Genomic DNA, 13,182 nt, shown 5'->3' on the forward strand with positions numbered 1-13,182 from the left:
TTTATGCCGTGACAGGCCGCACTTCGATGGTGCCCAGGGAAGCCGCCGGACAACGCCCGGCCCAGGCCAGCGCCTCGTCCAGGTGGGCGCAGTCCAGCAGGTAATAGCCGCCCAGCTGCTCCTTGGTTTCCGCGAACGGCCCATCCGTGATGACAGGCTTGCCGTTTTGCACACGCACGCTGGTGGCGCTGCGCACAGGCGCGAGCTCGGCGCCGCCGCGCATCACGCCCGCCGCCTCCAGGTCCTGCGTATAGCGGGCAAAGTCGGCCATCAGGCTGGCCATCTGGCCCTCTTCCATGGCGGCATAGCGCGCCTCGTCGGCGTAGATCAGGATCATGTATTCCATAGTCTCTTCTCCAAAAGAAAAATGCCCGCAAGCGCGGGCATCCATACGACGAACGGGGCGGCGACAATCCGACAAGATTACCGCATTATTTTTAATTAATGCTTATGACCGCAACTGGGTCCATGAACATGACCGCCGGAAGATTGCTTGACCGTCATGTCCGCCTTGGCATCGCGGCCGCTGTCGCCCGGGTAGCCGGCGGCTGCCAGGCGATCCAGGTAATCCTGCCACAGGGTCGCTTGCTCGGCGCCCAGCTTGTACAGATAAGCCCAGGTGTACAGGCCGGAATTGTGGCCATCGCTGAAGGTGGGCTGCACGGCGTAGTTGCCGACCGGCTCCAGACCCGTGATGCCGACCAGGCGTTTTCCCAATTGCAAGGTTTCCTGGCCCTTGCCATGGCCCTGCACTTCGGCCGACGGCGAGTACACGCGCAGGTATTCGAACGGCAAGGCAAATTCGCTGCCGTCGTCGAACGCCACGTCGAGCACGCGCGACTGGTTGTGCACGGTCAAGCCGGTGGGTTGGGGTGTTGCTGCTTTTTCAGTCATGACAATACTTTATGCGGATAAACGTTGAAGGATGGCGTCGCGCAAGGCCGGCAGCAGGGCGCGGCGCGCGGCCAGCACCCCGGGCGCCGTTTCGCGCTGGATCACCGCCCAGCTGGGGTTCGGGAAATGCGCGTCGTCGCGGTAGCGGGGAATCACGTGCCAGTGCACGTGCGGCGTCATGTTGCCGAAACTGGCGACATTCACCTTTTCCGGCTGCATCACTTCGCGCACGGCCAGTTCAACTTGCCACACGACTTCCATGACGTAATTGCGCTCGCCCGGCGTCAGGTCCGTCATTTCCTTGATGTGCTTGTTCCAGATCACGCGGCAAAAGCCGGGATAGGCAGGATCGTCGACAGCCACGACGGACAGGCGCTCGCTGCGCCACAGCAAGGTCTCCAGACCCTGCTTGTTGGCGTAGCCGTCCAGCAAGTTGCACAGATCGCAACTCGTGGACATCACACGAGCACCCGTTCGATGCCGCCGTCATTGGCGCGTTTCACGTAATCCGGCATCCAGTTCTCTCCCAGCAAGTGTTTGGCGATCTCGACGACGATGTAGTCGGCCGTCGTGCCCGAATCGTCATTGTAGCGCGACAAGCCTTGCAGGCACGACGGGCAGCTGGTGAGGATTTTGACGTCGCCCGTGAAACCGTCGCCGCGCAGCTTGTCGGCGCCCTTGACCATCTCTTCTTCCTTGCGGAAACGCACTTGCGTGGAAATGTCCGGGCGCGTGACGGCCAGCGAACCCGATTCGCCGCAGCAACGGTCATTCTTCTCGATCTTCACGTTGTCTACCGTGCTGATCAGGGAATTGATGGTCTTGCCCGATTCCTGCAGCTTCATCGGATTGTGGCATGGCTCGTGGTACATGTAACGGGTACCGTTCACGCCTTCCAGCTTGACGTTTTTCTCCAGCAAATATTCATGGATATCCATGATGCGGCAGCCAGGGAAAATCTTTTCAAACTGATACGTGGCCAGCTGGTCATAGCAAGTGCCGCACGACACGAGCACCGTCTTGATGTCCAGGTAATTGAGCGTGTTGGCCATGCGGTGGAACAGGACGCGGTTGTCCGTCATCATCTTCTCGGCCTTGTCGAACTCGCCCGCGCCGCGCTGCGGATAACCGCAGCACAGGTAGCCCGGCGGCAAGACCGTCTGCACGCCCACTTCCCACAGCATCGCCTGCGTGGCCAGGCCCACTTGCGAGAACAGGCGCTCCGAACCGCAACCAGGGAAATAGAACACGGCTTCCGTATCGGCCGTCGTCGTCTTCGGATTGCGGATGATCGGGATGACTTTATCGTCTTCGATATCGAGCAGCGCGCGTGCCGATTTCTTCGGCAGGTTGCCCGGCATTTTCTTGTTGATGAAGTGGATCACCTGCGCCTTGACGGGCGGCTTGCCCGTCGATGGCGGCGGCGCCTTGGTTTGCTTCTTGGCAAATTTCTTCAGCAAGTCATGGCCCAGGCGTTGCGCCTTGTAACCCCAGCCGATCATGACCTTGCGCGTGGCGTTGATGGTCACGGGATCGGTGGCGTTGAGGAACATCATCGTGGCCTTGGTGCCAGGATTGAAGCTCTTCTTGTCCATCTTGCGCAGCAAATTGCGCATGTTCATCGACACATCGCCGAAATCGATGTTGACGGGGCAAGGCGTCACGCATTTATGGCAGACCGTGCAGTGGTCGGCCACGTCCTCGAACTCTTCCCAATGCTTGATGGAAATACCGCGGCGCGTCTGTTCTTCGTACAGGAAGGCTTCGATCAGGGACGAGGTCGCCAAGATCTTGTCGCGCGGCGAGTACAGCAAATTGGCGCGCGGCACGTGGGTCGAGCACACGGGTTTGCACTTGCCGCAACGCAAGCAATCCTTGACGCTGTCGGCGATGGCGCCGATATCGCTTTGCTGCATGATCAAGGACTCATGCCCCATCAGGCCGAACGATGGCGTGTAGGCATTGCGCAAGTCGGCGCCCATGCCCGGCAGGTTCAGCAATTTACCCTTGTTGAAACGGCCTTCCGGATCGATGCGCTGCTTGTAGCTGCGGAATTCGCCGATCTCTTCTTCCGTCAGGAATTCCAGCTTGGTGATGCCGATACCGTGTTCGCCGGAAATCACGCCATTGAGCGAGCGGGCCAAAATCATGATGCGGCCCACGGCTTCGTGGGCGTCCTGCAGCATTTCGTAATTGTCCGAGTTGACGGGCAAGTTCGTGTGCACGTTGCCATCGCCCGCATGCATGTGCAGCGCAACGAACACGCGCGAACGCAAGACGCGCGCGTGAATCGCCGTCGCCTCGTCCAAAATCAGTTTGAACGCGGCGCCGTTGAAGATCTGGCGCAGCTGGGCGCGGATCTCTTGCTTCCAGGTAATGCGCACGGTGCGGTCCTGCACTACGTCGAACAGGGTGGCGTCCGGCTGCGTTTCCAGGCGCGCATCGAACACGGGCAGCAAGCGCTCCATGCCCAGTTCGGCCAATTCGCCCTTCACGTCCGCCAGCGGACGGTCCAGCTGGGCCAGCAGATAGGTCCAGCGGCTCGTCACTTGCGCCAACAGCTGCTGCGCCTGCTCGGCGCGGTCGCCCAGCATTTCCGCATCGTCGACCCGGTCGTCGGACGCATCATCGCTCTTGCCTACTGGCAAATTACCCTTGCCAAAGAATTCGCTGAGGGCCTCGGCCAATTGCAGTTTATTCTTGATCGACAGCTCGATATTGATGCGTTCGATACCATCCGTGTATTCGCCCATGCGATTGAGCGGGATCACGACATCTTCATTGATCTTGAACGCATTCGTGTGCTTGGCGATCGCCGCAGTGCGAGCACGGTCGAGCCAGAATTTCTTGCGCGCTTCCGGGCTGACGGCGACAAAGCCTTCGCCCACGCGGGTGTTGGCGATGCGCACCACTTCCGACGCCGCTTGCGCGACGGCATTTTCATCGTCGCCGACGATGTCGCCGAACAGGGCCATCTTCGGCAGTACGCCCCGCTTCGACTTGGTGGCGTAGCCGACGGCGCGCAGGTAGCGCTCGTCCAGATGTTCCAGGCCCGCCAGGCGGATGGTCGTGTATTGCTCGCCTTTCGCCGGCAAGCCGTCGAGGTAATCCTTGATTTCCACGATCGACGGGATCGCGTCGCGCGCCTGGCCGAAGAATTCCAGGCAGACGGTGCGGGCGAACTTCGGCATCTTGTGCAAAATCCAGCGCGCCGACGTGATCAGGCCGTCGCAGCCTTCCTTCTGGATACCCGGCAAGCCAGCGAGGAATTTATCGGTGACATCCTTGCCCAGGCCTTCCTTGCGGAACTTGCGGCCAGGAATTTCCAGGATTTCCGTCTTGAACGGCGCATTCGGTTTCGTGGCGTCGCGCGTGCTCGGGTGACGCCATTCCAGCTGGAAACGTGCCAGTGCGATATCGTGGATCTTGCCCAGGTTATGGTCGAGGCGCGTGACGTCGAGCCAGTCGCCATTCGGGTCGACCATGCGCCACGAGGCCAGGTTGTCCAGCGCCGTACCCCACAGCACGGCTTTCTTGCCGCCCGCATTCATGGCGACGTTGCCGCCAATGCAAGAGGCGTGTGCCGACGTCGGGTCGACGGCAAACACGAAACCGGCCTTTTCCGCCGCTTCCGACACTTTATTCGTGATCACGCCGGCGCCCGAATTGATGGTCGCGTATTCGTGCGTGAGGCCCGGCAAGACCGTCATTTCCACGGCGCCCAGGGTGATGAGTTTTTCCGTGTTGATGACGGCCGACATCGGCGTCAGGGGAATCGCGCCGCCCGTGTAGCCGGTGCCGCCGCCGCGCGGGATGATGGTCAGCCCCAGCTCGATGCAGCCCTTCACCAGGCCGGCCATTTCCTCTTCCGTGTCGGGCGTGAGCACGACGAACGGGTATTCCACGCGCCAGTCGGTGGCGTCCGTCACGTGCGACACGCGCGTCATGCCGTCGAAGCGGACGTTATGCTTTTCCGTATAGCGTCCCAGCACCTTGACCGTGCGCTTGCGCAAGTCATAGGTCTTGCGGAATTCGTCGCCAAAGTCGGCCACGGCCTTGCTCGCCGCTTTCAGCAGCAGCTCCACATTGGCGCTGCGCGCTTGCGCCACTTCGGGCGCTTCGCCACTGGCGGCCACGTCGCCGCCGGCCGCGTCGATGGACAAGCGGCGCTTGTCGACCTCGGCCAGGCGGTGATGCAAGGCATCGATCAAGCCCTGGCGGCGCTTCGGATTGTCGAGCAAGTCATCCTGCAGGTAGGGATTGCGGCGCACGACCCAGATGTCGCCCAGCACCTCGTACAGCATGCGGGCCGAACGGCCCGTCTGGCGGGCGCCGCGCAGCTCGTCGAGCAGGCGCCAGGAGTCCTCCCCCAACAGGCGTATGACGATCTCGCGATCGGAAAACGACGTGTAGTTATACGGGATTTCGCGCAGGCGGCTTGCTGCGGGACCATTCGGCGTTTCTGCCAGTAAAGCTTGGATATGTGCGGGAGCGTTCATGGAGTGTGGTGACGATGTGGACTGGACCCTAAAGGCCCATTTTATCTTATTGCGCCGCACCATGCGGGAACAGCCTTATGCCGCCCAAGGTTTAAGCACCACACCCGTCACCATAGCAAATACGGAAAAGCCCTATTTTGCATGAATAAAAAATCAGTGTTGATCATTTTTTGACGCAAAAATGCCAAGAATCAGAGTCTGCTGCAAACTATCGAACTGCCCAAAAATGGGGCAAAACGGCGTTGCATTACGCCCCGTTTGCGCCCACTTTACGCCAGCATTTGTCCAATCCGGTGCCATACGCCATCGGGCACATACAGCAGCAAGCCCGTCATGGTCAGGTAGCGCGCGCACTTGCCGACGGCCATGTAGGCCACGCTGGGCCAGAACGGCAGCTTGAGCCAGCCAGCCAGGGTGCACAGCGGGTCGCCCACGATGGGCAGCCAGGCCAGCAGCATGGTCTTGGCGCCATAGCGGGCCAGCCAGCGGAACCAGCGCGTGTCGCGTTCCTTGGCAAACGCCTGCTTGGCCCGGTAGCCCATCCAGTAGTCGACAACGCCGCCCAGGGTGTTGCCCAGGGTGGCGACGCCGATGGTGGCCCAGAACAGCGCGGGGTTGGCCTTGATGACGGCAAACACGGCCGGTTCCGAGCCGAGCGGCAAGAGGGTGGCGGAAATAAAGCTGATCAGAAAGACCGATGTCAGCCCGACTTCCGGTGCTGCGATCAGCTGCAGCAGCCAGGCGATTGCGGATTCGATCATGGAACACTTCGCGATGCAGTAAGGCTCTCCATTATAATGAAGAGCAGCTTGCGCGCCGCACAATCCGCGCCGGCCGGCACAGGCTTACCCGCCCGCAGTTCCACAGAGCATTATTGTCGCCAGGCTATCCGCCGCGGCGCCGCCGCTATCGCCCGACACGCTCCAGACCCTTTCTGGCCCAGAATCACTTGCTTGCAGACTATGAACATCGACTACCTCAAGAAAATCCTGACCGCCCGCGTCTATGACGTCGCTACCGAAACGCCGCTGGAACTGGCCCCTGCCCTGTCGCAGCGCCTGAACAACCAGATTTACTTCAAGCGCGAAGACATGCAAAGCGTGTTCAGTTTCAAGATTCGTGGCGCCTACAACAAGATGTCCAAGCTCAGCGAAGCGGACCGCAAACGGGGCGTGATTTGCGCCTCGGCCGGCAACCACGCCCAGGGCGTGGCCCTGTCGGCCGCGCGCATGGGTTGCCGCGCCGTCATCGTCATGCCGACCACCACGCCGCTGGTGAAGGTCGAGGCCGTCAAGGGACGCGGCGGCGTGCACGTGGAAGTGGTGCTGCACGGCGAGTCGTACACGGATGCTTACAACCATGCGCTGACCCTGGAAAAGGAACAGAAGCTGACCTTCGTGCACCCGTTCGACGATCCGGACGTGATCGCCGGCCAGGGCACGATCGGCATGGAAATCCTGCGCCAGCACGCCGGCCCCATCCACGCCATCTTCGCGCCCATCGGCGGCGGCGGCTTGATCGCCGGCATTGCTGCCTATGTGAAACAGATTCGTCCCGACATCAAGATCATCGGCGTGCAAAGCGTCGATTCGAACGCCATGGCCCGTTCGCTGAAAGCGGGCGAGCGCGTGACCCTGAACGACGTGGGCCTGTTTGCCGACGGCACGGCCGTGCGCCTGGCCGGCGAGGAAACCTTCCGCCTCGTGCAGGCGTATGTCGATGAAATCATCACCGTCGACACGGACGCCATCTGCGCCGCCATCAAGGACGTGTTCACGGATACGCGCAGCATCCTGGAGCCGTCCGGCGCGCTGGCCATCGCCGGCGCCAAGGCCTATGTGGAACGGGCCAGCCTGACCAAGCACCCCGTCAACAATGAAACCCTGGTCACCATCGCCAGCGGCGCGAATATGAATTTCGACCGTTTGCGCTTCGTCGCGGAACGGGCCGAACTGGGCGAATTCCGCGAAGCCGTGTTTGCCGTCACCATGCGCGAACAGCGGGGCAGTTTCAAGCGTTTCTGCTCGCTCATCGGCGCGCGCAACGTGACGGAATTTAATTACCGCATCAGCGATGAAAAAGCCGCGCACGTGTTCGTCGGCATTCAAATTGCCGACCGACATGAATCAAGCGTACTGGCGAAGACTTTCGAGGAACACGAATTCAAGACCCTGGACCTGACCCACGACGAGCTGGCCAAGTCGCACATCCGCCACTTGGTGGGCGGCAAGAGCCGGCTGGCGCAGGACGAGCTGCTGTACCGCTTCGAGTTCCCCGAGCGCCCGGGCGCCCTGATGCGCTTCCTCGACAGCATGGCGCCGAACTGGAATATTTCCCTATGTCACTACCGCAGCCAGGGCGGCGACGTGGGGCGCATCCTGATCGGCCTGCAAGTGCCGCCCGATGAAATGGGAGAATTCGCCCGCTTCCTCGATACCCTGGGCTACCGTTACTGGGATGAAAGCAGCAATCCCGTCTATAAGCTGTTCCTGGGGTAAGCATCACCTCCCGGCGGCGGCTACTCGCCGTCGGGAGAATTAGGCTACCATGCGTGCTTGACTGAATTCACGCCACACGACCATGACCACCACCAACGACCTCGCCGAACAATCCCCGCTGGGTAAAAGCTCCGCCTACCGCACCGATTACGCGCCGGAACTGCTGTTTCCCATTCCCCGCCAGGGCAAGCGCGACGAGCTGGAATTGCGCGGTACATTACCGTTCTTCGGCCTCGATATCTGGAATGCGTATGAACTGTCGTGGCTGAACCAGCGCGGCAAGCCGCAAGTGGCGATTGCCAAGGTCAGTGCGCCGGCCGATTCGCCGAACATCATCGAATCGAAGTCGTTCAAGCTCTATCTGAATTCGTTCAACCAGACCAGGCTGGACAGCCCGGATGCGCTGCTGGCCTTGCTCAAGCAGGACTTATCGAAGGGTTTCGGCGCGCCCGTGCAAGTGGAACTGACCTTGCAGGACGATTTCGGCAAGCTGAAAATGGGCGAATTCGACGGCGTGCTGCTCGACCGCCTGGACCTGGAAATCACGCAATATACGCCCTCGCCGCTGCTCTTGAAGGCGGCGCTCGATGAAGCGCCGGTGGAAGAAAAACTCGTCTCGCATTTGCTCAAATCGAATTGCCTGGTGACGGGCCAGCCCGACTGGGGCAGCGTGCAGATCGAGTATGCGGGACCGCAGATCGACCAGGAAAGCCTGTTGCGCTACCTGATCGGTTTCCGCGAACACAACGAATTCCACGAGCAATGCGTGGAGCGCATCTTTGTCGATATCTTGCGTCAGTGCAAGCCGCAAAAACTGTCCGTGTATGCGCGCTACACGCGCCGCGGCGGCCTCGACATCAATCCCTGGCGCAGCAACTTCAGCACCGGGGCGATGCCGGGCAATCTGCGCAATGCGCGCCAGTAACGCCAAACAACACCCCGCAACCATGCCAACAGGAATGTTGGCTGTGTTTTAAAACAACGTTGCAGTAGTGCCGCAGAGCATGTCAAAGACGCTGAAAAATCGGAAAATCGGCATTCGGCGGCGGAAAAACCGGCGCACCGCGTGTTTTTAATCAAGAAATAGCCGATACACGCCGATGTTATTTTTTTGCTAAAATGATGACCACGTGGGCTGTAGCGCCCACTGCGCCCGCAGCGGGCGTATACTGTTGAGAATTGGCGTTACAGGCCGCCGAAACAGGCCTATAATTCGGCTCGCAAGCCCTCTGCGCATTGCACCATTTCATTGAGTGTCATGACTAATCTTAGCAAAATATTATCCCTCGAAAACGTCCTGCTGGACCTGGAAGTCTCCAGTAAAAAGCGCGCCTTCGAGCAAGCCGGCCTGATCTTCGAAAACAATTACGGCATCGCCCGCTCTACCGTCTCGGACAATCTGTTTGCCCGCGAACGCCTGGGCTCGACCGGTCTGGGCCATGGCGTGGCCGTGCCGCATGGCAGGGTCAAGGGCAGCAAAACCTTGAAAGCGCCGCTGGGCGCCTTCGTGCGCCTGGCCGAGCCGATTCCATTCGAATCGCCCGATGGCAAGCCCGTCAATTTGCTGTTTTTCCTGCTGATTCCAGATCATGTCACCCAGCAACATCTGGAAATCCTGTCGGAAATCGCCGAAATGTTTTCCGACGACGCCTTCCGCACGGCATTGGCCACGGATCCGGAACCGAAATCCGTGCATTCGCGCATCGTCAATTGGCAACCCAGTCTGCAAGCGGCAGGTTAAACTTCAGGTATTCCTCCACTCCTGAAGAAGACTGCCATGTTGCAAACGCCGCTGACGATACAACGCCTGTACGACGATAATCGTGAAAGTCTGCAACTGGGCTGGTTCGCCGGCTTCCCCGGCGGCGAGCGCCTGATCTCGGGCGACGTCTCGTCGGCCGCCGACCAGGTGGGCCACTTGAACCTGATCCATCCGGGCCGCATCCAGGTCTTCGGCCACCAGGAAATCAATTACTACCAGCGTCTGAAGGTCAACACGCGCACCCACGTGATCGGCGAACTGATCGCCGGCGGTCCGCCCGCGCTGATCATCGCGCAAGGGCTGGAAACGCCGCCCGACATCCTCGCCATCTGCGACGAGCAAAACATCCCCCTGTTCTCCACCCCGCTGCCGGCCGCGCAAGTAATCGACTTCCTGCGCGTCTACCTGTCGAAAAAGTTGGCGCAACGCATCATCATGCATGGCGTGTTCATGGACGTGCTGGGCGTGGGCGTGCTGATCACGGGCGACTCGGGCCTGGGCAAGAGCGAGCTGGGACTGGAACTGATCTCGCGTAGCCACGGCCTGGTGGCCGACGACGCCGTCGAATTCTCGCGCATCGCGCCCAATATGATCGAAGGCCGCTGTCCGCCCCTGCTGCAAAACCTGCTGGAAGTGCGGGGACTCGGCTTGCTCGATATCAAGGCCATCTTTGGCGAGACGGCCGTACGCCGCAAGATGCGTCTGAAGCTGATCGTGCACTTGGTGCGCCGCAACGCGCTGGAAGAAGAAGTCGAGCGCCTGCCTTTCCTGTTCCCCACGGAAGACGTGCTGGGCTTGCCTGTGCGCAAGGTCGTCATCCCCGTCGCCGCCGGCCGCAACATCGCCGTGCTGCTGGAAGCGGCCGTGCGCAATACGATTTTGCAACTGCGCGGCATCGATACCTTGCAGGAGTTCATGGAACGGCAACGTTTGGCAATGAGCGGCGACTAGCGTTGCAAGAAGCACGCCCTCTTTTGTTTAACCAATACTACAGTCGAAATTGCAATAATTTGTAAAGATAGTTGCCTTGGGAGCGGAGCGCCGGTCTTTATTGTATGATCGGGTTATGCATATCGTCCTTATCACCGGAATATCCGGCTCCGGTAAATCCGTCGCGCTCAATGTGCTGGAAGATACCGGTTACTATTGTGTCGACAACCTGCCACCGGCCTTGCTGCCCAGCCTGGTGCAGACCCTGCTCGACGAAGGTACACCGCAACTGGCCGTCGCCGTCGATGCGCGCAGCGCCGAGTCGCTGACCAGCCTGCCGCACAATGTGGCCCTGCTGCGCGACCAGGGGCACGACGTCAAGGTCATGTTCCTGACAGCCACCACGCATTCGCTGGTGGCCCGCTTCTCGGAAACACGGCGCAGCCATCCGCTGTCGCACGAATTGCGTCCGAACCAGAATCCGGCCAGCCGCCGCACCCTGATCGAGTGCATTTCGGAAGAGCGCGAACGCCTGTCGACCATCGAACAGCTGGGCCATGTGATCGACACGTCGGAACTGAGCGCCAACAAGCTGCGTGCCTGGATCAAGGATATCGTCGCCTCCGAACGCGCGCCGCTGACCCTGTTCTTCGAATCGTTCGCCTTCAAGCTGGGCGTGCCGCTGGATGCCGATTTCGTCTTCGACGTGCGGGCCTTGCCGAATCCCTATTACGACCTGGCCTTGCGCCCCCTCGATGGACGCGACGCACCCGTGATCGCCTTCCTCGACGCGCAGCCCAGCGCGCTGGAACTGCTGGCCGACATCCGCGCCTTCATCGAGAAATGGTTGCCATCATTCAAGTCCGACAACCGCAGCTACCTGACGGTAGCCCTCGGCTGCACGGGCGGCCAGCACCGCTCCGTGTACATGGCGGAGCGGCTGGCGCAATATTTCGGACCCAACGAGCGCGTGGTTCTACGCCACCGCGAGCGCAGCTAGTTAATCGAGGTGGCGCAGCGGATGCGCCGCAGCCGGCCAGACGGGCGCAAAGAAGCGCGCCACCATGGCCGCGTCGACTTCGTCCAGGCTGGCGGGATTCCAGCGGGGGGCATTGTCCTTGTCGACCACCAGCGCGCGCACGCCCTCGAGCACTTCGCCATGTTCGAAATTGTGGCGCACGACTGTGCGCTCCAGGCGCAGGCAATCGGCCACGCCCAGGTGGGCGCCCCGCTGCAGCAACTCCAGGGTCACCGACATCATCAAGGGCGAACGCAGGCGCATGGCCGCCAGCGCCTTGGTGGCGAACGCACTGTCGTCCTGCGCCAGCGAAGCCATGATGGCCGCCACCGAACCCGCGCTGAAATGGCGGTCCAGCGCCGCGCGCGCCGTGGCCAGGGGAGAAACGCCTGCCTCGGCCTGGAATGGTGCCGCCAGCGCCTTGATGGCCACAGGCAAGGCCTCGCCCGGCGTCGATTCAAACAGGTCCAGCAGCGCCCCCATCTGCGCTTCGGGCAGGTAGACATCGGCCAGGCCCGTGTACAGGGCGTCGGCCGCGTTGATCGTCAAGCCCGTCAAGCCCAGGTACAGGCCCAGCTGGCCGGCCAGGCGGGACAGGAAATAACTGCCGCCCACGTCCGGAAACAGGCCGATATTGACTTCCGGCATGGCCATGCGCGTGCGGCCCGTCACGATGCGCAAGCGGTTGCCTGGCCCGGCTTGCGCCACACCCATGCCGCCGCCCATCACCACGCCATCCATCACGGCGATATACGGTTTCGGGTAGAAATGAATTAAATGATTTAAAGCATATTCTTCCGTAAAGAAATCTTCCAGCAGGGCGCTGCCGCCTTGCGGCGTGGCCAGACCCGCATCGTAAAAGAAACGGATGTCGCCACCGGCGCACAGGGCCTTATCGCTGCTGGAGCGGATCACGACGGCGTCCACCTGCGGATCGTCGCGCCAGGCCAGCAGGGCCGCGCTCAGGGCGCGCACCATCTCCAGCGACAGGGAATTCAAGGCTTTCGGACGGTCGAGCACGATGTGCCCGGTGCGGTTGCGGATGGAAGTCTGGACGAAGTCGCTCATGGCAGGCTAGAAAGAAGTGAAAGTGCGAATATTCTAATACCTGCGCGGGGAACATTGCGTTCCGCTGGGCGCAAAAAAGGGCGCAATGTGCGCCCTTAGTTGATCACAACTGCTGGAAGCGGGTGGCCTTAGACGGCGACGACGGCTTCTTCCTCGGAGTTGTCTGGCAGATGCTTGATCGCCTCTTTACCGTGCCCTTGCACTTTGGTTTTGTATTTCATCACTTGCCTATCGAGCTTGTCGATCAGGGTATCGATCGCGGCGTACAGGTCGTGCGCCAAGCTTTCCACATAGACAGTCTTGCCGCTCAAACGCAGGTTGACTTCAGCCTTTTGACGTTTTTCTTTCTCTTTGAGGTTATCCACGGTCAGAATCACGGCGATATCGATGACTTGATCGAAATGACGTTTCACGCGCTCCAGCTTCGTTTGTACGTATTCACGGATGGCTGGTGTCACTTCGAGATGATGTCCGCTGATGGTGAGATTCATACACACTCCTAAAGATGATCGG

At 60.7% G+C, this 13,182-nt stretch carries 12 protein-coding genes; 5 read left to right on the forward strand and 7 right to left on the reverse strand.

All coding sequences use genetic code 11. From position 1 onward, the window contains the following. Position 1: 1 nt before the first annotated feature. From O0879_RS25275 to O0879_RS25295, 5 genes are all read right to left on the reverse strand, one after another. Entirely contained in the window at positions 2-346 is a 345-nt protein-coding gene (locus O0879_RS25275; RefSeq protein WP_289905721.1) for a YciI family protein, read from the reverse strand. A 95-nt stretch (positions 347-441) separates the two neighbouring features. Next, complete coding sequence (locus O0879_RS25280) at positions 442-894, reverse strand: DUF971 domain-containing protein (protein ID WP_289905722.1); 453 nt, start codon at positions 892-894, stop codon at positions 442-444. Positions 895-903: 9 nt separating this feature from the next. Next, positions 904-1,353: an HIT family protein gene (locus tag O0879_RS25285; RefSeq protein ID WP_289919384.1), complete on the reverse strand. Its 450-nt coding sequence runs from the start codon at positions 1,351-1,353 to the stop codon at positions 904-906. After that, on the reverse strand, positions 1,353-5,393 hold the full coding sequence (locus tag O0879_RS25290) for a DUF3683 domain-containing protein (protein ID WP_289919385.1): 4,041 nt from the start codon (positions 5,391-5,393) through the stop codon (positions 1,353-1,355). Before O0879_RS25290 ends, O0879_RS25285 begins: the two co-directional genes overlap by 1 nt. Before the next feature lie 269 nt (positions 5,394-5,662). Continuing rightward, a complete protein-coding gene (locus O0879_RS25295; protein ID WP_077398959.1) occupies positions 5,663-6,154 on the reverse strand; it encodes a YqaA family protein in 492 nt (163 codons plus the stop codon). Positions 6,155-6,355: 201 nt separating this feature from the next. Here O0879_RS25295 and ilvA point away from each other — a divergent pair, with 201 nt between their 5' ends. The 5 genes from ilvA (at position 6,356) to rapZ (ending at position 11,583) form a co-directional block, all read left to right on the forward strand. Beyond that, positions 6,356-7,891 carry a threonine ammonia-lyase, biosynthetic gene (gene ilvA / locus O0879_RS25300; RefSeq protein ID WP_099665685.1) on the forward strand — a complete coding sequence of 512 codons (1,536 nt, stop codon included), beginning with the start codon at positions 6,356-6,358 and terminating at the stop codon, positions 7,889-7,891. An 82-nt stretch (positions 7,892-7,973) separates the two neighbouring features. Further along, positions 7,974-8,816, forward strand: a complete 843-nt coding sequence (gene queF / locus O0879_RS25305) for an NADPH-dependent 7-cyano-7-deazaguanine reductase QueF (RefSeq protein ID WP_099665686.1) — start codon at positions 7,974-7,976, stop codon at positions 8,814-8,816. 333 nt (positions 8,817-9,149) lie between these two features. Then, positions 9,150-9,632 carry a PTS sugar transporter subunit IIA gene (locus tag O0879_RS25310; RefSeq protein ID WP_071079718.1) on the forward strand — a complete coding sequence of 161 codons (483 nt, stop codon included), beginning with the start codon at positions 9,150-9,152 and terminating at the stop codon, positions 9,630-9,632. Positions 9,633-9,668: 36 nt separating this feature from the next. After that, entirely contained in the window at positions 9,669-10,604 is a 936-nt protein-coding gene (gene hprK / locus O0879_RS25315; protein WP_034753337.1) for an HPr(Ser) kinase/phosphatase, read from the forward strand. 115 nt (positions 10,605-10,719) lie between these two features. Further along, entirely contained in the window at positions 10,720-11,583 is an 864-nt protein-coding gene (gene rapZ, locus O0879_RS25320; protein WP_099665687.1) for an RNase adapter RapZ, read from the forward strand. Here the strand turns inward: rapZ and O0879_RS25325 are convergent, their stop codons facing one another. Both O0879_RS25325 and raiA read right to left on the reverse strand, forming a co-directional pair. Then, positions 11,584-12,669 (reverse strand): enoyl-CoA hydratase/isomerase family protein, encoded by a 1,086-nt coding sequence (locus O0879_RS25325; RefSeq protein WP_289919386.1) that lies wholly within the window; start codon positions 12,667-12,669, stop codon positions 11,584-11,586. A 128-nt stretch (positions 12,670-12,797) separates the two neighbouring features. Continuing rightward, complete coding sequence (raiA, locus tag O0879_RS25330; protein ID WP_034778388.1) at positions 12,798-13,160, reverse strand: ribosome-associated translation inhibitor RaiA; 363 nt, start codon at positions 13,158-13,160, stop codon at positions 12,798-12,800. Positions 13,161-13,182 lie beyond the last annotated feature (22 nt).

The sequence above is a fragment of the Janthinobacterium sp. SUN120 genome, assembly GCF_030397735.1.
In the GTDB taxonomy this organism is placed as follows: Bacteria; Pseudomonadota; Gammaproteobacteria; order Burkholderiales; family Burkholderiaceae_D; genus Janthinobacterium; species Janthinobacterium kumbetense.